The following is a 25493-nucleotide window of genomic DNA, read 5'->3' on the forward strand; positions in this document are numbered from 1 at the left end:
CCTCGCAGGACATACACATGAACCGGGTCCTTCCAGCACGGAAGCACGAGGCACGAACGCTGCGGGCGAACCGCATCCCGGAAACATGCCTGATCACAGTACCGCCCGCGCCCCGGCGAACTCCAGATCCAACAGCGCGAGGACTCAGGCGTAGATCATGTCCACGTCGGTGGCGTGCTTTTTCATGACGGCCGCCCGCTTGAGTGACATCTTCGGGGTCAGTTCGCCTGTCGCCTCGGACCAGTCCGCGGACAGGATGCGGATCTTCTTGATGGCCTCGGCGTGGGATACCAGTGTGTTGGTCTCCGCGACCACGGCGTCGATCTCCGCGACGAGGTCGGGGTTCTCGACGAGTTGCTCGATCGGGGTGTCGGCGGGCAGGTTGTGGCGTTGCTTCCATCCTGGAAGGGCTTCGGGGTCGAGGGTGATCAGCGCGCCGATGAAGGGGCGGCCGTCGCCGACCACCATCGCCTGGCCGATCAGTGGGTGTGCGCGCAGCGAGTCCTCGAGCGAGCCGGGTGAGACGTTCTTGCCGCCGGCGGTGACGAGGATTTCCTTCTTGCGGCCGGTGATGGTGAGGTAGCCGTCGCGGTCGATGGCGCCGAGGTCGCCGGTGCGGAACCAGCCGTCGGCGAAGGCGTCCGCGGTGGCGTCGGGGTTTCCCCAGTACTCGTGGAAAACGACGAGGCCGCGCAGCAGGAGTTCGCCGTCGTCGGCGATCTTGATGCCGTGGCCCTCGGTCGGGCGTCCCACGGTGCCGACCCTGGTGTTCTTCGGGGTGTTCACGGTGATCGCGGCGGTGGTCTCGGTGAGTCCGTAGCCCTCGTAGATGGGGATACCGACACCGCGGAAGAAGTGGCCGAGGCGCGCGCCGAGCGGTCCGCCACCGGATACCGCGCCCTCGCACTGTCCGCCGAGGGCCAGGCGCAGCTGGCGATACACGAGCTTGTCGAACAGGGCGTGTTCGAGTGTGCGCAGGAGTCCGGGGCCGCCGTTGTCGAGTGACTCGCTCCAGGCGATGGCCGTCTCGGTGGCTCGGTCGAAGATCCTGCCTTTGCCTGCGGCGTGTGCCTTCTGCTTCGCGCCGTTGAAGACCTTTTCGAAGACGCGCGGCACGGCGAGGATGAAGTTCGGGCGGAAGGCGCCGAACTGGTCGACGAGCGTGGACCAGTCGGAGCTGAACGCGACGACAACCTTGGCGTCGAGTGCGGCCAGCGTGACGGCACGGGCGAAGACATGCGCCAGCGGCAGGAACATCAGGGTCTTGTTGCCCTCGGTGACGAACTCCTCCAGGGCGATGCGGTCGGACTTCGACTCGGCATAGAGGTTCGCGTGCGAGAGCAGCACCCCCTTGGGCCGGCCGGTGGTGCCGGAGGTGTAGATCAGGGTCGCGGGTGCGGCGGCGCCGACCTGTGCGCGACGCGTGTGGACGGCGTGGTCGTCCAGATCGGCGCCGCGGGTGGTGAGTTCGGCGATGACGCCTTTGTCGATCTGCAGGATTTCGCGCAGCTCGGGTAGGGCGTCGGGGTCGATCTCGTCGATGACCCTGCGGTGCTTGTCGCTGTCGACCACCAGCAGCTGTGTCGCGGAGTCCTGCAGGATCCACTTGGCTTGCTCGGCGGCGGAGCTGTCGTAGATGGCGACGGTGCAGCCGCCGGCCGCCCAGATGGCGTGGTCGAGCACGACCCACTCGTAGCGGGTGGGAGCCATGATGGCGATGCGGTCGCCGAGTTCGATGCCCGAGGCGATGAGGCCTTTCGCCACGGCGGTGACGGTCTGCGCGAACTCGGCGGCGGTGACGTCGGCGAGGTCGCCGCTGTCGGTCGCGACAGTGAACAGCACCGTGTCGGGCGCGTGCTCCGCGTGCCGGAACACGCTGTCGGAATTGTTCGCGTGCTCCGGCACGGTGTAGGAAGCGGGGGCTTCGAACTCTCGCATGAGTGCCCTTCCTTGGATGATCGGTCGGTGGTGCCGCTACTGCGCGGTGGCCGGTTCCTGGCTGTGGTCGAGGCCGAGGCGATGCAGGCCGCGCAGGTCGTAGGTGTGGGTGGCGACAGCGCCGATGACCAGTCCGATCACCAGGCCGATGAGCGTCATCCAGAGTCCCTGGCTCATGCCCGCTTCGAGGTGGCCGTCGAAGAACAGGATGGCGCGCACGGCGAGATAGATCTGGTGCATGGGTTCGAAGGCGGCCAGATCGGCGATCCAGCGGGGCGTGGCCTCGAGCGGGATGGTGCCCGAGGACGACGGGATGCCGAGGACGACGAACACGATGAGGTTGATCATCAGGCCCGCGGTGCCGAAGGCGGCCATGACCGACAGTCCGGTGATGGCGATGGCGGTGATGGCCAGTGTGCCGTAGAGGAACAGCAGCAGCGGTCGCTCGATCGACATGTCGAGCAGGGCGCCGACGCCGAGGAACACCCCGGATGCCAATGGCGCGCTGATCGCGGCGATCCCCCACTTGATGAGCAGGGTGCGCCAGCGGCTGATCCGGGCCGGGGTGGTCGCCTTGTGCCATGGCCCGTATTCGGCGGGGATGAAGCCGAGGGAGCCGTCGACGAGGGAGTTGATCATCATCGCGCCGCTGAAGCCGACGATCAGCAGGACGAGGGTGTAGAAGAAGGCGGCCAGGCCCTGGCCGGTGCCTTCGGGCAGCGGATGGTACGGGGTGACGACGACGTCGATGGGCTTGGTGAGCTGCAGTTGCGCCGCTCCGCTGAGTGGGGTGGCGCCGATCGCGCCGTGTACCTGCTGGGAGAGCTGGGTGCCGACGGTGGTGTTGACCTGGGTCATGGCCTGGTCGGCGATGGTGTGCATGATCTGGGCGGCGAGGGTGCCTGCGCGGGGGTTGGTCAGCACGGAGATGATCGGCTGTTCGACCTCGCCGGGGACGATCGACGAGGCGCCGAGGATGGCGACGCGTTTGGTGAAGTCGCCGGGGATGACGATGGCGCCGTAGACCTCGCCGTTCTGCAGTTGGCGCTGGGCTTCGTTGATGCCGACGGTGCGCAGGTCGATCTTGTCGGCGGGGATGTTCTCGCTCAGTGCGGTGGTGATCTGTGCGCCGAGGTTGGCGGGTTTGCCTGCGAGGGTGTCGCCGACGTCCTGGTTGACGACGGCGATCGGGAAGTCGTGCAGGTGCTTCTCGGGGTCGGCGGTGTAGCCGAGGTACATGGTTCCCAGGAGCGCGGCCAGCACGGTGACCAGCGTGATCGGTGCCAACCACTCGCGGATCGGCATGCTGCTCTGCGGGCGCGTCGGCGCGGTGTTGTCAGTCATGGCACCGTTAATGTAGTCAGCGACTACAAAGTAGTCAATGCAAACATTCGCCGCGTGTCGGATATCCTGCTAGCACCATGTCCCTGCACTCGCGCTATCACCACGGAGACCTCCGCGCCGCGTTGCTGCAGCACGCCGAGTCGGCGCTGCGCACAGTCGGCGCGGACGGCCTGTCGCTGCGTCAGCTGGCACGCGATACCGGTGTCAGTCACGCGGCTCCGAGCAGGCACTTCCGCGACAAGCAGGCACTGCTGGACGCGCTGGCCGTGACCGGACTGGAACGGCTCGGCGCGTGCTTCGAGCAGGCCGTGACAGACGAACCGATCACGGCGCGCCTGCAGACGTTCGCCCGTGCCTACCTGCGCTTCGCGGTCGACAATCCCGAACTGCTCCCCCTGATGTTCGCGCGCAGGCACAGCTCGAGCGCCGCGGAGATCCAGGACGCCGCCGACCGTGCCTTCGCCGTGCCGATCGCGCTGATCGCCGAAGGTCAGGCCGCCGGTGAGATCGTCCCCGGCGACCCGAAACGTCTCGGCGTGACCGCTTTGGCGGCACTGCAGGGCTTGGCGACGTTCGTCGGTTCGGGCTACACCGCCGACTACGACTCCGAGGACCTGCTCGACGATCTGGTCAGGCACCTGACCCTGGGGCTACTCCCCCGCCGCTGAGCGCCGCTCAGTTGGTCACCACATCCCTGCGCCGGAATCCGTACGCGCCCGCGACGCACAGGGCGAGCGCTACCAGGGTGGTGGCCAGCACCGGCGTCGGCGCGAATGCCACCGCGGGGACCAGGGGGATGTTGTCGAACGGTGAGATGCTCATCAGCCAGCTCGGGAATCTCAGCGTCGCGCCGAACATCAACACGACGAAACAGAAACCAAGGGCGATCCACGCACCCGAGGTGGCCGAGGGCAGGAATCCGAAGAGCGCCACCGTGATTCCGCCGAGCACCCACACCGCGGGCAGATAGGTCACCGATGCCCCGAGCAAGGGCAGCAGCTCGGACATGTCACCGGTGATCACGCCGTACATCAGCCCCATGCCGAGTCCGCCGAGCGCGAGCACCACCGCCGAACCCGCGAGCATGATGACGGTGTGCCCGGCCAGCCAGCGCAGCCGGGGCAGGCTCGTCGACAGCAGTGGTTCGGTGCGCCCGGCAGCCTCTTCCGCGCGCGGACGCAGACCTGCGGAGATCGTGTACCCGGAACCGATCAATGCCAGCAAGCCTGCCGACATGGCGTAGAAGGCATCGACCAGACTGCCCATCTCCTGGCCGAGCAGATCGCCCAGATCGACGTCACCGAGCAGATCGCCCACGTCGTTGCCGATCGAGCCGAATGCCAGACCCGCGAGCAGCATGCCGATCGACCAGCCGATCAGGGAACCGCGTTGCAGGCGCCAGGCCAGCCCGAACGCGCTGTGCATGGCGGTGCCCGCGCGGGCAGGGCCGGGTCGTGGCGGTAGTACGCCGGCACCGAAGTCGCGGTGATCGAGCACTTGCCGCGCTGCCGCGGTGACCGCGACAGCGACGGCCAGCGACAGCAGTACCGGCCACCAGCTCTCCCCGTCGTAGGGTCGCATCGCCTGGCCCCAGCCCAGCGGCGACAGCCACGACAGCACCCCGTTGCCCACATCGCCGACCGCGCGCAGGACATAGGAGATCGCGATCGCCGCACCGGTGATGCCGTAGACAGCGCGGGTGCTTTCGGTGAGCTGGGCGGCCAGCAGCGCGATCGCCATGAACACCAGGCCCGCGCAGGTGGCGCCGACGCCGAGGGCGATGGATCCGGCGGCGGGCAACCCGTAGGAGATCAGGCTCAGTGCGATCGCGGCCCCGTAGATCAGGTTTGCCAGGACGGTGAGAACCGCCGCGGCGGTGAAGGCGGCGTGCCTGCCGACGACGCCGGAGCGAATGAGTTCGTCGCGGCCGGTCTCCTCGTTGGAGCGGGTGTGGCGGCCGATGAGGAACATGCTCATCAGTCCGGCCACGATCATGCCGAAGGCCGCGGACTGGAAGGCGACTTGGCCGCCGATGGTGTCGAGTACCCGCGGCGGGCCCGCCATGGCCACTATGGCGGCATTGCCCGCCATGCTGGCGGCGACCCGATCGAGGTCGGCCTGGGTCGGGTAGGCGAGGTCGACGCCGACGGCTTGGGAGTAGTAGAGGAAGGTACCGCCGAGGATCCAGCAGATCAGAGCGATCCGTTCGCGGCGCAGGAAGAAGCGGATCAGGGTGGTGGTGCCGGTCAGCGTTGTCATGATTCCGGTACCCCGGAGGCGGCGAGTTCGTCGCCGTAGTGCCGCAGGAACAGTTCCTCCAGGGTCGGTGGTCTGCTGGTCAGGGTTCGGATGCCGAAGCCGGTGAGATGGCTGATGGCCTGGTCGAGGTCGACGGTGTCGATCTGGAATCTGGCCCGGTTGCCTTCGACGACGAGATCGTGCACGCCCGGCAGTGCGTCGAGGCCGGTCGGTGGGCGGGTCGTCTCGCAGGTGATCGAGGTCCGGGTGAGGTGGCGCAGGTCGGCGAGGGTGCCGGATTCGATGGCTTTTCCGTGGCGGATGATGGTCACCCGGTCGCACAGTGCCTCGACCTGGGCCAGGATGTGGCTCGACAGCAGGACGGTGCGGCCTTGCTCTTTGACCTCGTCGATGCATTCCTGGAAGACCGCTTCCATCAGCGGGTCGAGCCCGGAGGTCGGTTCGTCGAGCATGAGCAGTTCGACATCGGAGGACAGTGCCGCTACCAGCGCCACCTTCTGCCGGTTGCCCTTGGAGTAGGTGCGGCCCTTCTTCGTCGGGTCCAGGTCGAATCGTTCGAGCAGTTCGGCGCGGCGTTTCTCGTCGAGGCCGCCGCGCAGGGTCCCCAGCAGGTCGATGACCTCGCCGCCGCTCAGGTTCGGCCACAGGTTCACATCACCGGGGACGTAGGCCAGGCGCCGGTGCAGCTCGGCGGTCTGCGCCCACGGGTCACCCCCGAGCAGAATGGCGGTGCCGCTGTCGGCACGCAGCAGGCCGAGCAGTACCCGGATGGTGGTCGATTTGCCTGCTCCGTTGGGGCCGAGGAAGCCGTGCACCTCGCCGGTGGTGACCTGCAGGTCGAGCCCGTCCAGTGCGCGCGTTCGTCCGAACGTTTTGACCAGGTTCGAGATTTCGATTGCCGCAGCCATCCTGCCAGGGTAGTTCTCGCGAAGTCGGGGCAGCGGCGGATCGCGGTGCGTGCCTTGGCCTGCAGACGAAGCGCACCCCCGGATCCCGGGGGTGCGCCGTTGCGTCGGGGTGGTTCAGGCTGTCGGCCCGTGTTTGCCGGCGCCGACCGATTCCGCGGCGAACAGCAGCACGACCGCGGCGACGACCGCGATCAGGAAGCCCCAGAAGTTGAGTTCGGTGATCGATCCGACGCCGATGAGGCTGGCGATCACCCCGGCGATGAGCGCGGCCGCCATGCCGATCACCAACGTCATACCCATGCTGATGCTCTCTTTGCCTGGCTTGAGCAGACGTGCCAACACGCCGACCACCGCACCGATGATCAAGAACCCACAGATTTGAACAATCGCGTTGAACATCGCTGGAACCTCCTGTGCTGGCGAACCCGATTGCGATCGATCATTTCCCTCCGTCGGGTGTCGGTGCCAGCCCGGGCGGCCTCGTGTGGCCCAACCGTGTCCACACCGACGCCACATCACAACATCGCGCGCGGGCCGTGTCCGCTAGTTGGTTCCGGCGAGGACGACCGGGCGGCCGTAGCGGGGTTGCGTCGGTCTGTTGCTGTGCGGGAACAGCGCGCGATACCGGTCGACATCGGCGATCGCGACAGGACTCGGGGTGCGCAGCACGATCCATTCCACGCCTTCGGTACACGGCGGTGTGGTCAGTGAACCCTGGTACCGGAACTGCGCGAGGTTGTCGGGCAGGAATGTGCGCGGGTCGGTATTGCTCAGTGTGCGGGTGGCGCCGACGCGGTCCGGTGATGCGGTGAGGACCTGGCTCAGCGGCGCTGTCGCGTCCTGGGCGCGAAGCTGGACCGCGAGGACGGCCAGTCGACCGGTCTGGTCGGTGTGCACGAGATGGAGTTCCATGGCGGTCTCTGCGCCGTCGACGGTGTGTTCGCTGGGCAGGTGGAAGTGGTACTGGGCCAAGGAGAACGGGGTGCCGTCGACGACGATCCGGTTGCCGGAGTCGGCGGGCACGGTGGCCTGGATGGTGTGGCCGTTGTTGGTCAGGGTGGCCGCGGGGATCGGCCGGTAGGCGATCTCGATGTTTCCGGCGGGGTGTGACTCGGTGGCGTCGGACAGGTCGATCGGCGACTGGGCGTGGCCATTTCGGCAGGTCGCGTAGTGCTGGTCGAGATCGGCCCAGTGATCGGGGCCGTCGGCGTCGTAGTCCCAGTGCGGAGTGATCGTGTCGGAGCCGCCGCAGCCGGCGACTGCGAGTAGTGCGAGGGCAGCGAGTGCGCCGCGGCGGGTCATGACGGATCGAACGGGACTGGGGGCATTGTGACGAACCGACACCGGTGCAGCTCCTTGCCAGGATTCTGCCGTCGGCCCGGATGGCTGACGTCGCCCGGGACGGCAGTGCGCGCACGTCGAAACCAGCCCATCGCCAACGGTGACTGGACATGTCCGATTTGCACCGAATATCCTTCTAGTGCAGTCTATTTCGGGTGCGCGTGGGGTATCAGGCTATGCCTGTGATCGCAGCGGATACCAGAGCCGATCGCCGCGAGATAGGTCACATCCGCGCCGGCGATTTCTCTTCATCCTCGGCCTTCCAGATGTTCGTCGAGCACGCGCGCGATGTAGGGCAGCACGTGTGGCGCGGTCAGTTCGTAGTGGGTGCCCTCGATGTCGTGGTTGATGATTTCGCCGGTCACATACGGCCGCCAGCCGTCCGGGCCGAAGATGTCGGAGGTGTCGGAGATCGCGCGGAAATACACGATGTCGCCATCGAACACCGGGCGCCGGTATCCGGTTCTGGTTCGCGCCGATGCGTTGTGCGACTCGGCAATCCGTTCGATGGCGTCCGCGTCGATCAGCGATACGCCGCCGAGCCGCTCACGGATCAGGTCGGCGGCCTCGTGCGCGGTCGCGTCGGCGGGCACATCCTGGATGCCGACGACCGGGCCGAACGTGTTGACGAAGGCGCCCGCGGTGAGCCGCTCGATGCTGTCACCGTCGATGTCGGCGGTATCGGCGTCCAGGAGCGCGACGATACCCACCGCGGCGCCTGCCTTCTGCAACTTGGTCGCGATGGCGTGCGCGATGAGCCCGCCGAATGACCAGCCGAGCAGGTGGTACGGCCCCTCCGGCTGGATGGCGCGGATCTCGCGAATGTATCGGTCGGCGAACTCCTCGACCGAGCGCACGGGTGGTTCGTTGCCGCCCAGATCCGGAGCCTGCAGGCCGTAGATCGGTCGGCCCGGCCGCAATGCCGCCGCGAATCCGAGATAGGTCCAGGATATTCCGGACGCCGGATGGATGCAGAACAACGCGGGCTCGGTGCCGCCGACCCGGATCGGCAGCAGCACATCGAGACCAAGGCCGCCCGGGATGGGCGCGGTCACCGCCGCCGCGTGTGCCGCGGCTTCCTCGGCAGCGGCCGTCTGCGCCGCGGGAGTCTCGGCGAAATGCGCGGCCGCGCCGAGCGCGTCCATCCACAGGTCGGCCAGCTCGGCCACCGTGTCCGTGTCGAGCAGCGTTGCGGGGAACCCGAAGCTCGCCTGTAGCACGTCGCCGATGACCACAACGTTCACATCGAGAGCGGATTGCAGTGGCACGTCCGGGTGTTCGGCGACGTGCAGGTCGCCGAGTTCCTCGGTCGGCAGCCAGCCGAGGCGTTCCAGCCCGGCGGGGACGTCACCCGTCGAGTAGCGGCCCAGGTAGTTGAAGCTGATCCGGCCGGGCAGACGTGCCGGAAGATGGGCCGCCGTCGCTGGATTCAGGTAGCGCAGCAGGCCGAACCCGATGCCGTTGTCCGGCACCGCGGACAGCTGATCGCGCACCGCGCGGATCGCCGCGCCCATGGCAGGGCTGCCGGTCAGCGCGTCGTCGACATCGATGCCGGTGAGGTCGAGCCGCACCGGGTAGAGGCTGGTGAACCACCCGATCGTGCGGGACAAGTCGGCGCCGGGGATGACGTGCTCCTGTCTGCCGTGGCCTTCGAGCCGCACCAGCACGGTGTCGTCGGCACCGCCACGCCAGCGCACCAGAGCCAGCGCCAGGGTGGCGAGCAGGGCGTCGTTGGTGCCGCAGTGGAAGAGGGCGGGCAGCGTGGTGAGCAGCGCGCTGGTGACTTCGGCGGCTGACGCGCGTTCGACCATGCGCAGGGTGTGCGTCCGATCGACGGCGGCGTCGAGCTCGCGGGAGCCGATCAGCGGGTCAGGGCGGCCCTCGATGACGCGCTGCCAGTAGCCGAGTTCGGAAACTCTCCTGTCCGAGTGTGATTCGTCGGCCAGTGCGTGCGACCAGCGCCGCATCGAGGTGCCGGTCTCGGCCAGAACCGGGGTGTCGCCGACCGACACCTGCGCCCACGCGGCGACCAGATCCGGGATCAGAATGCGCCAGGAGACGCTGTCGATGACGAGGTGATGCGCTACCACAATGAGCCGGCCGGCCCTGGTTCGTGCGCCTGCTCCGCCCACCGGGTCGAGCCAGACGAGCTGCAGCACAATGCCGTGTGCCGGATCGAGCCGGTTCATCGCGGAATCGAGCTCGGTCACCGTGTCTTCGCGTAGCCGGCCGGAATCGGCGGCGTCGATCTCGACGCGATGGACGAGTGCGCCCACGTCGATCGAGCCGGGTTCGCCGACCAGCAGTCGCGGCGCGCCGTCCTCGGCTGCGCTCAACCGTGCGCGGAGCATGTCGTGCCGGTCGACGGCGGCTGTGACAGTCGCGACGATCTGGGCGCGTTCGATGCCGACCGGCAGCTCCAGTACCGCGGACTGTGCGAAGCGGTTGTAGTTACCGCCGCGCTCGAGCATGTAGTGCACGATCGGCGGAATGGGCATATCGCCGACACCTCCGCCGGGCAGCTCGTCGAGCGTCACCACCGCACCCGCGACATCGGCGGCGGTGGCGAGCGCGGCCACCGTTGGGTGCTCGAAGACCTGTAGCGGCGTGCAATTGATGCCCTGTTGCCTGGCCAGCGACACCAGCTGGATGGCGAGGATGCTGTCGCCGCCCAGCGCGAAGAACGAGTCGTCGGCGCCCACCTCGTCGAGACCGAGCAACGCGCCGAAAATCCCGGCGACGGCCTTTTCGGTGGGTGTCGACGGTGCGCGGTATTCGGTACGGTCGGCTGTGAATTCCGGTGCGGGCAGCGCCTTCCGGTCGAGTTTGCCGACGACATTGAGCGGGATCCTGTCCAGCACGGCGAAGGCGGACGGCACCATGTACGCGGGCAAGGTGTTCGCCGCGGCGGCGCGCACCCTCGCGACGTCGAGCTCGACCCCCGGCGTCGGCACCAGGTAGGCCGCCAGCGCCGTCGCGCCGGTGGGACCTGGGACGCCGAGCGTCATCGCGAAGTCGACGCCCGCGGTGCGACCGAGGACGGCATCGATCTCGCCGAGCTCGATGCGCTGACCGCGCACCTTTACCTGGAAGTCGGTACGGCCGATGTACTCCAGGTCGACATTCGACGCGGAGCGCGTCCAGCGCACCAGATCACCGGTGCGGTACATCCGCGACCCCGCCGCACCGAAGGGATCGGCCATGAAGCGAGCGGCGGTCAGGCTGGGCCTGGCGTGATATCCACGGGCCAGACCAGGTCCCGCGAGGTACAGCTCGCCCGGGACGCCGACCGGAACCGGGCGCAGCCGATCGTCGAGAACCAGGGCGGCTGCGCCTCGGACCGGCGTACCGATGGAGACCGGCTCGCCGGCGACGAGAGGGCCGGAAGCCGTTGCCAGGATGGTGGTTTCGGTCAGGCCGTACAGATCGACCATCGTGCGGCCCGCCGCCCAGCGTTCGACGAGTTCGGCGCCGACGGCCTCACCGGCTACCGCGAGCACCCGCACGCTCGGCACCTCGGCGGGATCGATGGTGGCCAGTGCCGACGGCGTGATCACCATGTGGGTCACCCGTTCGGCCTCGATCAGCTCGCTGAGCGCGCTGCCGCCGAACACCTCCGGCGGCGCCACCACCGAGGCGCCGCCGGCGCCGAACGCCATGACGGCCTCGAACACCGACGCGTCGAAACTCGGCGAGGCCACCTGCAGGACTCGGGAGTGCTCGTCCAAGCCCAGCAGATCACGCTGCGCCGCGACCATATCGGCGAGCCCTCGATGGGATACCGAGACGCCCTTGGGTGTTCCGGTCGAGCCCGAGGTGTAGATCAGCCACGCCGGGTTGTCCGGCCGGATCGGGGTGGGCAGCTCGCTCTCGCGGACAGCGGTGCCGCGTGCACGGAACCAGCGTTCGACGAACTCGGGGTCGTCGAGCACGAGCCAGTTCGTGTCGTTCGGCAGCATCGACCGGTAGGCGGCGACGGTGAGACCGACCCGGGTGCCGGAATCGGCCAGCATGTGCTTGATCCGCTCCCCCGGGTGCTTCGGGTCGATCGGCAAGAACGCCGCCCCGATCTTCGCGGCCGCCCACAAGCCGGTGAGCAGTTCGGCGGAACGGGGCAGGCCCAGCGCCACCACGGTTTCCGGCCCGGCCCCTGCTTCCAGCAACAGCCTCGCCAGCCGGTCGGCGTGCGCGTCGATCTCCCGATAGGTCGTTGTGTGTCCGGCGACGGCCAGGGCGGCGCGCTCCGGGTATTGCGCTACGGAGGCCGCCAGCAGCTGAGAAAGCGTTGTCGTCCTATCACTTTCGGGGCCCCGCACCGGCACCAGGGCGCTGCGCTCCGCGTCGTCCAGGATGTCGATATCGGCGAGACGCACCTCGGGCTGGGTGAGGACGGTGGTGAGCACACGCTGCCACCGGGTGGCCAGCGAGACGACCGTCGCCTCGTCGAAGAGGTCGGTCGCGTAGGTCAGCACGCCATCCAGGCCGGCCGGTTCCGTCCCGGCGAAGCGCTCGCGCAGGTCGAGTATCAGGTCGAACTGCGAGGAACGTCGGTCGAAATCCTCCGCTTCGAACCGCAGGCCGGGCAGTTCGAGGACCGGCTCGACGAAGTTCTGCAGGGTCAGCAACACCTGGAACAACGGGTGGTGCGCGGTCGACCGGCTCGGGTTCAGCACCTGGACCAGCTGCTCGAACGGCACATCGGCGTTGCCGAACGCGTCCAGATCGGCCGACCGGACCTTGGTGAGGAACTCGGCGAATCCCGCGCTCTGGTCGACGCGGGAACGCAGCGCCAGCGTGTTGACGAACATGCCGACGAGCTCGTCCAGCGCCTGCTCGCTGCGACCGGCGATCGGGGTGCCGATCACCACGTCATCGGTGGCGCCGAGCCGGGCCATCAGGACCGCCAGCGTGGCGTGCACGACCATGAACGGGCTGACGTTGTGCGCGGTCGCGAATCGCACCAGGGCACAGTGCAGTTCGAGGTCCAGGGTGAATGTGTAGTCGGCGCTGCGCATCGAGTTCACCGCGTGGCGCGGGCGGTCGGTGGGAAGCTCGAGCAGCTCCGGCACGCCGGCGAGCGTGCGGGTCCAGTATCGGATCTGCTCGGCGGCAGTCGATTCCGGATCGGACTCGCTACCGAGCAGCTCGCGATGCCAGAGTGCGAAGTCGGCGTACTGCACGGCAAGCGGTGCCCGAGCGGTGTCGGCCCCGGCCGACCGCGCCGAGTAGGCGGCGACCAGATCGGTGGCGAGGGGCGCCATCGACGCGCCGTCAGCGCTGATGTGATGCACCACCAGGACGACCACGTGGACCGGTGCGGTGTCCGGCGGGTGAGCCGTAGGTGAGGTGACGCGGAAGACACCCACGCGCAGCGGTGGTTCCTCGGCGACATCGAATCCGGTGCCTGCCACTGTGTTGATCCGATCGCGCAGCGGTGCGCCGTCTTCGGTGTCGAGCAGGGTGATGGCCGGTGCGGCCACCTCGGCATCGATGACTACCTGCCGCGGTCCCGCCTCGTCGGCGGGGTAGATGGTGCGCAGACTCTCGTGCCTTCCGACGACATCGGCGAGCGCTTGCCGCATGGCATCGACATCCAGTTCGCCGGTGACCCGGAGCGCGACCGCGATGTTGTAGGCGGGCGAGGTCGGATCCATGCGGTTGAGCACCCACATGCGCTGTTGCGCCGGAGACAGCGGGATCCGGTCCGGCCGGATCTGCGGGGCGAGGGCGCAGCGGCCGGGCTTGCCGTCGGTGGCGGGGACGACCCGCGCCGACAGCTGGCTGACGGTGGGCGCGTCGAACAGATCACGCAGCGTGATGGTCGACCCGAGCGCCGAATTCACCCGGGCGACCACCTTGATCGCACTCAGCGAGTTGCCCCCGGATTCGAAGAACGTCTGGTCGACGCTCACCCGGTCGGCGCCGAGCACCTCGGCGAATACTCCGGCGACGGCTTCTTCCACCGGGGTGCGCGGCGCCAGATACGGGCGGTGGGTACCCGAGAAGTCGGGCACCGGAAGGGCTGTGCGGTCCAGCTTGCCGACCCGGGTGAGCGGAATCGAATCCAGCACGACGACGTATCCGGGCACCATGTACCAGGGCAGTTCCGCGGCCAGCCGCACCCGCAGCCGCTCGGTATCCAACTCCGCCCCCTCGGCGGGCAGCACATAGGACACCAGTGCGGTCTCCCCCGCCGGGTCCGTGCGCCCGATCGTCACCGCGTACCCGACCTGCTCGTCGCGGGACAACGCCGCGTCGATCTCGCCCAGTTCGATCCGCAGGCCGCGGATCTTGACCTGGAAGTCGCTGCGGCCCAGATATTCCAGTTCGAAGGCGCCGGTGTCCCCGATGCTCCAGCGCACGATGTCGCCGGTCCGATACATCCGCTCGCCCGGCGCACCGCACGGGTCGGCGACGAAGCGCCCCGCCGTCATCGCGAACCGGTTGAAGTACCCGCGGGCGAGTGCCGGACCGGCCAGGTACAGCTCCCCCGCGACGCCCATCGGGACCGGGCGCAGCCAGGTGTCGAGCACCATCGTGGCCGCACCCAGGATCGGCCCGCCGATCGTGATCGGCTCGCCCGCGACGAGTTCCGCCGACCCGGTCGCCGTGATGCTGAATTCGCTGGGGCCGTACAGGTTCACCATTCGCCGGCCCACCGACCACCGCTCGATCAGCTCCGGTGTCACGGCCTCACCGGCGACCGCCAGCCCGCGCAGGTGGTCCAAATCGCTGGGGTCCATCGTGGCCAGCACCGACGGCGTGACGACCGCATGGGTCACCCGCTCGGTGCGCAGCAGTCGTTCGAGCTCGGCGCCGCCGTAGACATCCGGCGGCGACACCACGAGCCGCCCGCCCGCGCCGTGCGTCGTCACCAGCTCGGCCACCGCGGCGTCGAAGCTGGGCGAGGCCACATGCAGTGCGCTCGCGGTCGCGTCCAGTTCGAGCGACGTCTGGTAGGCGGTCACGAAATTCGCGATTCCGCGGTGGCTGAGTAGCACAGCCTTCGGCGTGCCGGTGGAGCCCGAGGTGTAGATCAGGTAGGCCGACTGATCGATCTCGATGGAGCCGCCGCGTTCCTCGTCGGTGACCGCAGCGTCGGAGACCGTCATCGCTGTCCGGATCGTGCCGGGGTCGTCGAGGAGGACCCAGTCGACGGTGCCCGGCAGCCTCTCGCGGATCGCGGTCACCGTCACACCGATCGGGGCCTTCGAGTCGGTGAGCATCTGCTCGATCCGTTCCACCGGATAGTGCGGATCCAGTGGAACGAAGGCCGCGCCCGTCTTGGCCAGCGCCCACACCGCGACCACCGATTCCAGCGATCGAGTGAGGGCGAGCGCGACGAACACCTCTCGGCCGGCACCCCTGCGCAGCAGCACCCGGGCGAGGCGGTTGGATTGGGCGTCGAGTTCACCGTAGGACATGGTGAGCTTGTCCACGCTGACCGCGATGGCTCCGCTGTCGATGCGCGCGCCGTCGGCGAGGATCTCGGGCAGGGTCCGCAACGGTACCGACTCCGGACCGCGGACCGGCAGCAGTGCGGCGCGTTCCGCGTCGTCACAGTGCTGCAGCTGCGAGACCAGGGCGCGTGGGTGCTCGGCGAGCTGGGTCAGCAGCCGGACGAAACGATCCAGCAGTGTCCGCGCCGCCGGGTGATCGAGCTTGTCGGCCATGAACTTCAGGGTGATGTGCAGCGTGTCGGGCCCCTCGGCGCCGCGTAGCGGAGTGACCAGGAGGTTCAACGGGTACGCCGCCGCGTCGGTGACTTCGACATCGAGCACCTGTATCCCCGCGCCGCCGAGCATCTGCGAGAGCATGTCCCGGTCGATCGGATAGGACTCGAAAACGACCATCGTGTCGAACAGTTCGGCAAGACCGACCGCCTGGTGGATGGCCACGAGCCCGACCTGCTGGTAGTCCATCAACCGGGCCTGCTCGGCCTGCAGCCGGGCCAGCAGCTCGACCACCCGTTCCGCGGGGTCGAGTCGCACGCGCACCGGCAGCGTGTTGATGAACAGGCCGACCATCTCTTCGACGCCCGCCAGTTCCGGTGGCCTGCCGGAGACCGTCCCGCCGAACACGACGTCGGTCCGGCCGGTCAGCATGGCCAGCACCATCGCCCAGCCGGCCTGCACCAGGGTGTTCACCGTGGCGCCGGATTCGCGGGCGACCGTCTCCAACCGGGCGACCGTGCCGTGGGGCAGGTCGGTGGAGATCGTCCCGGTCTCGGTGGACTCGATGCCGGCCACGGTCGGGACCGCGCGGGTCGGGGTATCCACGCCTGCCAGCGATCGCGCCCAGGCGGCGACGGAGGCCGCGTCGTCCTGGGTGCGCAGCCAGGTCAGGAATGTGCGGTAGGGGTGGGCGGGCGGCAGCGCGGAGGCATCACCCGAGGTGACATACAGCGTCAGCAACTCGCGCACCACCAGTGGCCCCGACCAACCGTCCAGCACGAGGTGATGGTTGGTCAGCACGAAAAGGTATCTGTCGGCGGCGGTCCGGATGAGTATGAAGCGCAACGGTGGTGGTCGGGTGAGATCGAATCGGGCACGCGCGTCCATCGCGATCACCCGATCCAGTTCCCGTTGCCGCAGGTCGGCGTCCGGAATGCTGGTGAGATCCACCTCCTGCCAGTGGACTTCCGCATCACCGAGAACGAGCTGGCGTGGTCCGTCGTCGGTTTCCACGAAGGCGACCCGCAGGTTGTCGTGCCGCGCCACCAATGCCTGCGCGGCGGCGCGCAAGCGGGGCGCGTCCACCGTGCCCGCCAGGGTGAGAATCGACTGCACCGTGTAGCTGTCGGCGGTGTCGGAATCGTAGAGAGCATGGAACAGCAGACCGAACTGCAGCGGCGAGAGCGGCCACACGTCCGCGACATTCGGATAGGTGTGGTCCCACCTGTCGACCTGCGGCTGAGTCACCGAGACGAGGTCGAAGTCGGACGGCGTGTGACCACCCGCATCCGCGGTCTCGGCGTGGTCGGCGAGCGCCCGCAGGGCATCGGTCCAGAGTTCGGCGAGTTCGGCGACGGCGGCGGCGTCGAGCAACCGAGAGGCGTAGGACCAGGTCACGTCCAGACCGCTGTCGGTCCGGACGGCGCTGATGTCGACAACGGCGGCCAACGGCGCCCGGTCGTCCTGCGTGGCCACGAAGCGTTGCGGGAGAAAGGCTTCGGGTGTGCCGTCGATCGTTGTCCGGTCGAGGTAGTCGAAGCGGATCTGCGGAGTGGGTGCGCCCGCGAGCGCGTCGGCGGTGTCGGTGTTCAGGTAGCGCAGGACGCCGAAGCCGATGCCGTGGTCGGGCAGGGCTCGCAGCTGCTCCTTGATGGCCTTGATCGCGGCGCCTGCCGCCGCGCCGCCCGCGAACGCGTCGGCCAGGTCGATACCGGTCAGGTCGAGGGCCACCGGGTACATGCTGGTGAAACAGCCCACTGTGCGCGCGAGATCCGCGCCGGGCAGGATGGCCGCTACGCGGTCGTGGCCCACCAGCGTGCACAGCGCGGCGGCCCGGTCGCGTCGGCGACCCAGTGCCATCGTGAGTGCGGTGAGCAGTACATCGTCCGGGCTGCAATGGAATCGGTCGGGCACGTCGGCGAGCACGATGTTCGCGATATCCGGTGCGATGGTCGTGTGCCGATGCGCGATCGTGGCGACCACATCGACAGTGGGATCGAGGGTGTCGGAGCCGAGCGCCGGATCGGGTGTCGCCAGAACGCGCTGCCAGATCGCCAGTTCGCCGACGCGCTCGCCCGCGTGCGCGAGCAGACCGTGCGCCCAGCGCCGGAACGAGGTGCCGACCGGGGCCAGGACGCCGCCCCGTGCCGCTGTGGCCAGATCCGCCGCCAGGATTCGCCAGGAGAGCTCGTCGGTGACGAGCTGGTGCATGACCAGCCAGCACAAGGGTTCGGTGTCGGCCCGCTCGGCCAGGACAAACCGCGCGACGACACCGGACTCGGGGTCGAGCAGGTCGGCAGCGCGCTGCACTGCGCGTTCGCAGGTCTGCTCGAGGTCCGGACCCGCCGCCACGACCTCCACCAGCGTCTCGGCATCGACCGAACCGCGGTCGGCGACAACCCATTGCCAGCCTTCGTCGCCGTGCCGCAACGAGGAACGCAGCAGGTCGTGGTGGTCGACCAGTGCCTGCGCGGCCGCGCCGAGTCGCGCGCGCTCGATACCCGCGGGCAAGCCGATCACTACCGCCTGGCTGAACCGGCGCCACGTATCCCCCTGGTCCAGCATCGCGTGCACGATCGGTGTGAGCTCGACAGTGCCGACGCCGCCACCGGGCAATTCGTGCACCACCTGTGCCGGTACCTCGGTGGCCACAACAGCCAGCGCGGCGACAGTCTTGCGCTCGAAGACATCCCGGGCACTGAACGCGAGCCCGGCTGCCTTCGCCCGGGACACCAGCTGGATCGAGACAATGCTGTCCCCGCCGAGCGCGAAGAAGCTCTCGTCGACACCCACCGCCTCCCGCCTCAGCACCTCGGCGAACAGCGCGGCCAGTGTTTGCTCGCGCGGAGTCGACGGCGCGCGGCTGACCGTCGCGCGGCGGCCTGTATCGGGTGCGGGCAATGCGGTGCGGTCTACCGTGCCGAGCGGAGTGAGCGGAATGCGGTCGAGCACCACGACGACCGCGGGCACCATGTAGGCCGGAAGCGATTCACCGGCAGCCGCTTTCAGTGCCTCCGGATGTATCTCGGCTCCCGGCCTCGGTAGCACGTAAGACACCAGCTCAGTGGCGCCGGAATCGGCCTGGACGCCGAGGGTGATCGCGAAATCCAGGTCCGGGTCCCGGCGTAGTGCCGCGTCGATTTCGCCCAGTTCGATGCGGAACCCACGCACCTTCACCTGGAAGTCGCTGCGGCCCTGGTATTCCAGTTCCAGCCTGCCCTCCCGGGTGCTCCAGCGCACCAGGTCGCCGGTCCGGTACATCCGCGTGCCGGGCTCGTACGGGTTGGCGACGAATCGTCCAGCCGTGAGTCCGCTGCGCTCGTGGTAGCCGCGCGCCACTCCGGGGCCTGCGAGGTACAGCTCACCCGTCGTATTCGGGGGAACAGGCCGCAGCCATGGGTCGAGCACAACGCCGGAGACCCCGCGCACGAGGCTGCCGATGGTGATCGGTGTGGCGGGTGTGAGGGCTTCGCTCACGGTCACCGTCACGGTGGTTTCCGTCGGACCGTACGCGTTCAGCAGGGACCGCCCGGACCACTTCGCCACCAACTCGGGCGGGCAGGCGTCACCACCGACAACCACCGTGCACAGTTCGGGCAGCGTCATCGGATCCAGCGACCCCACAACCGCGGGCGTGACATCGAGATGGGTGACATGGTGCGCGCGCAGCACCTCCGCGAGCTCCTCGCCCGCCGCGGCCGACGGGGGCACGACGACCAGCGTGGCGCCCGCGGCAAGGGTCACCAGGATTTCCTCGATCGAAATATCGAAACTAGGCGAGACAGCGTGCGCCACAACGGAATCGGCATCCACACTGAACTCCGTGCCGGAGCTCGCGACCAGATCGGCCAAGCCGCGGTGCGCGACCGTCACTCCCTTGGGCAATCCGGTCGATCCGGAGGTGTAGATGATGTACGCGGCCTGGTCCAGGTGCACGGGGGCGTGGCGCTCGCCGTCGGTGATCGCCGCCGCGTCCTGCTCGGCCACGTCGAGCTGGGTTGCCTCGTCGTCGAGGACCAGCCAGTCGACCCGGTCCGGCAGCGACGGTCGGACGGCCGCGACGGTCACGCCCGCCATGACACCGCTGTCGGCGACCATGTATTCGATCCGGTCGGTGGGATAGGTCGGATCGATCGGCACGAACGCCGCGCCCGTCTTCGCCACCGCGATCATCGCCGACACCGACTCCGCCGAACGCGGAATCGAGATCGCCACGGTGTGTTCCGGTCCGGCACCGGCCACGATCAGCAGCCGGGCCAGCCGATTCGTGTACTCGTCGACCCGGCGGTAGGACAGCGTGGTCTCGCCGCTGCGGATCGCCACCGCGTCAGGATCGAGCGCCGCGCCGGCGGCGAGGATGTCGGGCAGTGAACGGGGTGCAACACCTTCCGGCCCGCGTACGGGGGCAAGCTCGGTCCGTTCGTCGTCGGACACGACCGGCACGGTCCAGAGCGCCGCGTCCGGCCCCGCGGCGAGGAACCGGTGCAGGAACAGCAGGAACCTGCGGTGGTGCGCCGCCAATTCGACTTCGCTGTACAGGTTTCTGTTGCCCTGGAAGTCGATGTGGGTACTCTCACCACCCACTCCGGGATACAGGTTGACGAAGAGATCTTCGATCAGCCCGGAGGTCAGCACATGCACCCGTCCGGTGACCGCGCCGAGCTGAATCCGGGTGTCCACCATCATCAGGTTCACCGACGGCCCGAACGATGCGGGTTCGTCCATCGGCCAGCCGAGATCACGAAAGATGTCCTCCTGGCGGTAGCGCTGTCGTCGTAACGCGCCGGTGAGCTCACCCTGCGCGGCGCGGATCACATCGCCGACAGTGGTGGTCGGCGACAGCGTGAGCCGCAGCGGGACGACATTGGCGACCATGCCACCGGAACGTCGTAGGCTCGCCGTGGTGCGCGCCGAGACAGGAAGGCTCAGCACGACTTCTCCGGCTCCGGTCATGGCGGCGAGGTAGGCGCCGAACGCGGCGACGACGGTCGGCGCGACGCCCGCGGAGGCTGCCTTCGCGGCAGAGTCGAGCAGCGCGGCCATGTCGCTGGTCAGCGTGCCCGCGACGCGCCTCGGCTGCGCGTCGACATCGGCGATGCGCCCGGCGAGGCTCACCGGGTCGGCCATCTCGCTGAGGTGCTCGCGCCAATACTCCCGGTCGGCCGCGAACCGGTCCGAGCTGCGATAGGCCACATCGGCGTCGACGATCTTGCGGAGGTGTTCGGCCGTGGCCGCAGGTGGTTCCTTGCCCTCGATCGCCGCGTTGTAGAGCTCACTGGTGCGCTGTACCAGGGCCACCGCGCCCATACCGTCCAGCACGATGTGGTGGATCCGCGTGTAGCAGAACCAGCGGTTGTCGGCGACCCGCAGCATGGCGCCACAGACCAGACGATCGACGGTCAGGTTCAGCGGTGCCGCGTACTCCGCGCACATCCACGTGTGCGCGGCCGCCACCGGATCGGGTTCGTCACGGAAATCCAGGACGACCGAGCTTTCGTCCAGCGTGGTGTCGACCAACTGGTAGGGGTACCCGCCGACCTCGATCAGCCGCAGATACCCGGTACCGAACTCGCGACCGGCCTGGCGCGCAGCCTGCGCCAGCACCTCGAGGTCGATCGACCCTTCCATGTCGATGTACTGCGCGATGGAGAAGGGCGTGTCGCCCGCAAGTTGCTGGGCGAACCAGATGCCGTGCTGAGCCGCCGACAGCTCGAATGCGCCCTCGGGTAAACCGGGGCCGGTCTCGATGGACGATAGGGAAGGCAGTTGCATGATGACGAGTCCTAGCGCCGCGTAGCAGGCGACAAGTCAATTCTGGACCTGTCCGGCGCATGCCGGAAGTGCCTTGCCGACGCTGCGCGAGATCGTCCAGTTGGCTCGCTCAGCCGGTCCGGGCCTGGTCAGGCGGCCTTGTGCTGCCGGACTGGCAATCGCCGGTCCGGCAGATGCACCGCGCGCAGCGGGGCGCGCTCTCGCCAACGTGCCGGCGAGGGTGCGGGCCGAAGACCCGGTGTGGTCGGGCGGACATCGATTCCATCGGCAGTCGACCGATCCAGGCATCGACACTGTCGACCTCCTCGACACTACGCTGCCTGTTAGCTGCGAGGTCAAGACCGCGCTCTCGGGTCGTCGATATCGAGCCTCCTCCCCCGGGTTCCTATGGCCCGAGGGGGGAGGCGAGCGGATCAGGCGCCTACATAGTCGGCGAGGTGTTCGCCGGTGAGGGTGGAGCGGGCGGCGACGAGGTCGGCGGGGGTGCCTTCGAAGACGATCTGGCCGCCGTCGTGGCCTGCGCCGGGGCCGAGGTCGATGATCCAGTCCGCGTGGGCCATCACTGCCTGGTGGTGTTCGACGACGATGACGGACTTGCCCGCGTCGACGAGGCGGTCCAGCAGGCCGAGGAGCTGTTCGACGTCGGCCAGGTGCAGGCCGGTGGTGGGTTCGTCGAGGATGTAGACGCCGCCCTTGTCGGACATGTGGGTGGCAAGCTTCAGGCGCTGACGTTCACCGCCGGACAGGGTGGTCAGCGGCTGGCCGATGGTGAGGTAGCCGAGGCCGACCTCGGTGAGGTGGGTGAGGATCTTGTGGGCGGCGGGGGTGCGGGCCTCTCCTTCGCCGAAGAACTCGCGCGCCTCGTCGACGGGCATCGACAGCACTTCGTTGATGTTCTTACCCGCGAAGGTGTATTCGAGCACCTCGGCCATGAAACGCTTGCCCTCGCACACCTCACACACGGTGGACACGCCCGCCATCATCGCCAGGTCGGTGTAGACGACACCGGCGCCGTTGCAGTTCGGGCACGCGCCTTCGGAATTGGCGCTGAACAGGGCCGGTTTCGCGCCGGTGGCCTTGGCGAAGGCCTTGCGGATGTGGTCGAGCAGACCGGTGTAGGTGGCGGGGTTGCTGCGGCGCGAGCCCTTGATGGGGGCCTGATCGATGGAGATGACACCCTCGTCGATCGGGATCGAGCCGTGCACGAGCGAGCTCTTGCCCGAACCCGCGACACCGGTGATCGCGACCAGCACACCGAGCGGGATGTCGACGTCGACATCGCGCAGGTTGTTGGCCTTGGCGCCGCGAATCTTCAAGGCGCTGCCGGACTTACGCACCGTGTCCTTGACGGCGGCGCGGTCGTCGAAGTGACGGCCGGTGACGGTGTCGCTGGCGCGCAGACCGTCGACGGAACCTTCGAAGCAGATGGTGCCGCCCTTGGAACCGGCGGCGGGGCCGAGGTCGACGATGTGGTCGGCGATCGTGATGGTCTCGGGCTTGTGCTCGACGACCAGGACCGTGTTGCCCTTGTCGCGCAGACGCAGCAGCAGGTCGTTCATGCGCTGGATGTCGTGCGGGTGCAGGCCCGCGGTGGGCTCGTCGAAGACGTAGGTGACGTCGGTGAGCGAGGAGCCGAGGTGGCGGATCATCTTGACGCGCTGGGCTTCACCGCCGGACAGGGTGCCCGAGGGCCGCGACAGCGACAGGTAGCCGAGGCCGATCTCGACGAACGAGTCCAGGGTCTGGCGCAGCGATTCCAGCAGCGGCGCGACCGAGGGGTCGTCGACGCCCTTGACCCATTCGGCGAGGTCGGTGATCTGCATGGCGCAGGCGTCGGCGATGCTGATGCCGTCGATCTTGGACGAGCGGGCTTCGGCGCTGAGCCGGGTGCCGTCGCAGTCGGGGCAGGTGCCGAAGGTGACGGCGCGTTCGACGAAGGCGCGCACGTGCGGCTGCAGCGCCTCGACGTCCTTGGACAGCATCGACTTGCGGATCTTGGGGATCAGGCCCTCGTAGGTGAGGTTGATGCCGTCGACCTTGATCTTGGTCGGCTCCTTGTAGAGCAGGTCGGCGAGCTGCTTCTTGGTGTACTTCTTGATCGGCTTGGCGGGGTCGAAGAAGCCGCTGCCCTTGTAGATGCGGCCCATCCAGCCGTCCATGCTGTAGCCGGGGATGGTGAACGGGCCCTCGTCGAGGGACTTGTTCTCGTCGTAGAGCTGGGTGAGGTCGATGTCGTTGATGTTGCCCTTGCCCTCGCAGGTGGGACACATGCCGCCGGTGATGGTGAAGCTGCGGCGTTCCTTGACGGTGACGCCGTGCTTCTCGACGGCGACCGCGCCGGAGCCGCTGATCGAGGCGACGTTGAAGGAGAAGGCCTGCGAGGAACCGATGTGCGGGTCGCCGAGGCGGCTGAACAGGATCCGCAGCATCGCGTTGGCGTCGGTGACGGTGCCGACGGTGGAGCGCGGGTCGGCGCCGAGGCGGGACTGGTCGACCAGGATGGCGGTGGTGAGGCCTTCGAGGACGTCGACGTCGGGACGTGACTGGCTGGGCATGAAGCCCTGCACGAACGCGCTGTAGGTCTCGTTGATGAGGCGCTGCGATTCGGCGGCGATGGTGCCGAAGACCAGCGAGCTCTTGCCGGACCCGGAGACGCCGGTGAAGACGGTGAGCCTGCGCTTGGGGAGCTCGACGCTGACGTCGCGCAGGTTGTTGACGCGCGCGCCGTGCACGCGGATCAGGTCGTGGCTGTCGGCCGGCTCCACAGTCGCGGTGCCGGATTTCTTGGCCGTGCTCATGAGTCTCCCTCGGTCAGTCGGCGTCGCCGGATATCGAATCTACCGGCGGTCGGGCTTACTTGGCCTGCTGGATTCGGACCATGTTGCCCGCGGGGTCGCGGAAGGCGCAGTCACGGACGCCGTAGGGCTGATCGGTGGGTTCCTGGACCACCTCGATATCGCCTGCCTGGAGCTTCTCGAACAGGCCGTCGAGGTCGTCGGTGGCGAGGTTGATCCCGGCATAGGTGCCTTTGGCCATCATCTCCGTGATGACGCGGCGTTCCTCGTCGGTGATGCCGGGGTCGGCGGCGGGCGGGGTCAGCACGAGGGAGGTGTCGGGTTGGCCCGCGGGGCCGACGACGATCCAGCGCAGACCGCCGTAGCCGACGTCGCTGCGGACCTCGAAGCCGAGGGCGTCGCGGTAGAAGGCAAGCGCGGCGTCGGGGTCGTCCTGCGGGAGGTAGCTCTGGTGAATGGTGATGGTCATGGCGACCACGCTAATTACCTGCCGAAGCCGGCGCTTCTTGATTCCTGATCGGTCTGGTCACCTTCTTGACCACGCACGATGGCATGCCTTGGGTCGCTCCGGCCTGCTGCTGGCGGTAGATGCTGGGCGGTACGCCGACGAGTTCGGTGAAGCGGGTGCTGAAGGTGCCCAGCGAGGAGGAACCGACAGCGAAGCAGACTTCGGTGACACTCAGGTCGCCGCGCCGCAGCAGCGCCATCGCGCGTTCGATGCGGCGGGTCATCAGGTAGGAGTACGGCGATTCGCCGTAGGCGATGCGGAACTGGCGGCTGAGGTGCCCGGCGGACATGTGCACGCCACGCGCGAGCGCTTCGACGTCGAGCGGCTGGGCGTATTCGCGATCGATACGGTCGCGGACGCGGCGCAGCAGTGCGAGATCCCTGAGATGCTGAGGCCGCTCCGGGGTGCTGGTCACATGCGCGATCGTCTCACGTCCGAGCGGGGTTTCCCAGCACCGCTGTGGCCGTCTGGCACAACGAGACCGAGTACGCCCGCCACTGCGGCCACGCCGATCTCATCCGGAAACGCATCGACGGAGACACGGGCGTCTGACCTCAGTGTCGTACGGCGGCGATCTGGTCGAGGAAGTGCGGGCAGGTGCGGAAGTCCTCGGCGTCGCAGTCGAGGACGTGGGTGACGGCGTCGAGGGCGGCTCTGGTGCGGGCGAGTTGGTCGGTCAGGCGGGTGCGGTGGGCTTGGAGGACCTGCTGGCGGGTGGCGCGGTCGGGGGCGCGGGTGAACAGGATGGCGAGGTCGTCGAGGGACAGGCCCGCCTTCTTGCCGAGGACGATCATCGCGATGGTGTCCAGATCGGTGTCGCGGTAGCGGCGGCGGCCCGCGGAGTCGCGCTCGGGGGTGAGCAGTCCGCAGTCTTCCCAGTGCCGCAGGACGTGCGTGGGCAGACCGAAGTGTGCCGCCGCCGCACCGATCGTGGAGTGTTCACCCGCCATCCGCC

At 68.4% G+C, this 25493-nt stretch carries 13 protein-coding genes; 2 read left to right on the plus strand and 11 right to left on the minus strand.

What is annotated here, in order from left to right:
- Positions 1–144 precede the first annotated feature (144 nt).
- Both ACWF9G_RS03130 and ACWF9G_RS03135 read right to left on the minus strand, forming a co-directional pair.
- Complete coding sequence (locus tag ACWF9G_RS03130) at positions 145–1938, minus strand: AMP-dependent synthetase/ligase (protein ID WP_452513294.1); 1794 nt, start codon at positions 1936–1938, stop codon at positions 145–147.
- Between the two features lie 36 nt (positions 1939–1974).
- A complete protein-coding gene (locus tag ACWF9G_RS03135) occupies positions 1975–3282 on the minus strand; it encodes a DUF3533 domain-containing protein (protein WP_452513296.1) in 1308 nt (435 codons plus the stop codon).
- A gap of 77 nt (positions 3283–3359) precedes the next feature.
- On the opposite strand from ACWF9G_RS03135, the gene ACWF9G_RS03140 reads away from it, so the two are divergent.
- A complete protein-coding gene (locus tag ACWF9G_RS03140) occupies positions 3360–3950 on the plus strand; it encodes a TetR/AcrR family transcriptional regulator (protein ID WP_452513298.1) in 591 nt (196 codons plus the stop codon).
- Positions 3951–3957: 7 nt separating this feature from the next.
- Here ACWF9G_RS03140 and ACWF9G_RS03145 read toward each other — a convergent pair whose 3' ends face one another.
- The 8 genes from ACWF9G_RS03145 to ACWF9G_RS03180 all read right to left on the minus strand — a co-directional run bounded on the left by ACWF9G_RS03145 (position 3958) and on the right by ACWF9G_RS03180 (position 24953).
- A complete protein-coding gene (locus ACWF9G_RS03145; RefSeq protein ID WP_452513300.1) occupies positions 3958–5541 on the minus strand; it encodes an ABC transporter permease in 1584 nt (527 codons plus the stop codon).
- On the minus strand, positions 5538–6449 hold the full coding sequence (locus ACWF9G_RS03150; RefSeq protein WP_452513301.1) for an ABC transporter ATP-binding protein: 912 nt from the start codon (positions 6447–6449) through the stop codon (positions 5538–5540). Before ACWF9G_RS03150 ends, ACWF9G_RS03145 begins: the two co-directional genes overlap by 4 nt.
- A 114-nt stretch (positions 6450–6563) precedes the next feature.
- On the minus strand, positions 6564–6848 hold the full coding sequence (locus ACWF9G_RS03155; RefSeq protein WP_379307688.1) for a GlsB/YeaQ/YmgE family stress response membrane protein: 285 nt from the start codon (positions 6846–6848) through the stop codon (positions 6564–6566).
- Positions 6849–6992: 144 nt separating this feature from the next.
- Complete coding sequence (locus ACWF9G_RS03160) at positions 6993–7793, minus strand: carbonic anhydrase (RefSeq protein ID WP_452513303.1); 801 nt, start codon at positions 7791–7793, stop codon at positions 6993–6995.
- 245 nt (positions 7794–8038) lie between these two features.
- On the minus strand, positions 8039–21235 hold the full coding sequence (locus ACWF9G_RS03165; protein ID WP_452513305.1) for an amino acid adenylation domain-containing protein: 13197 nt from the start codon (positions 21233–21235) through the stop codon (positions 8039–8041).
- Positions 21236–21648: 413 nt separating this feature from the next.
- Entirely contained in the window at positions 21649–24033 is a 2385-nt protein-coding gene (locus tag ACWF9G_RS03170; RefSeq protein WP_379307694.1) for an ATP-binding cassette domain-containing protein, read from the minus strand.
- A 55-nt stretch (positions 24034–24088) separates the two neighbouring features.
- A complete protein-coding gene (locus tag ACWF9G_RS03175) occupies positions 24089–24499 on the minus strand; it encodes a VOC family protein (RefSeq protein ID WP_452513306.1) in 411 nt (136 codons plus the stop codon).
- Positions 24500–24509: 10 nt separating this feature from the next.
- Positions 24510–24953, minus strand: a complete 444-nt coding sequence (locus ACWF9G_RS03180) for a helix-turn-helix transcriptional regulator (protein WP_452513307.1) — start codon at positions 24951–24953, stop codon at positions 24510–24512.
- Between the two features lie 44 nt (positions 24954–24997).
- Between ACWF9G_RS03180 and ACWF9G_RS03185 the strand changes: the two genes are divergently transcribed.
- Positions 24998–25090, plus strand: a complete 93-nt coding sequence (locus ACWF9G_RS03185; RefSeq protein WP_452513308.1) for a mycothiol transferase — start codon at positions 24998–25000, stop codon at positions 25088–25090.
- Between the two features lie 2 nt (positions 25091–25092).
- Here the strand turns inward: ACWF9G_RS03185 and ACWF9G_RS03190 are convergent, their stop codons facing one another.
- Positions 25093–25488, minus strand: a complete 396-nt coding sequence (locus ACWF9G_RS03190) for a MerR family transcriptional regulator (protein WP_452513310.1) — start codon at positions 25486–25488, stop codon at positions 25093–25095.
- Positions 25489–25493: the final 5 nt, after the last annotated feature.

The organism is Nocardia sp. NPDC055029, assembly GCF_053608525.1.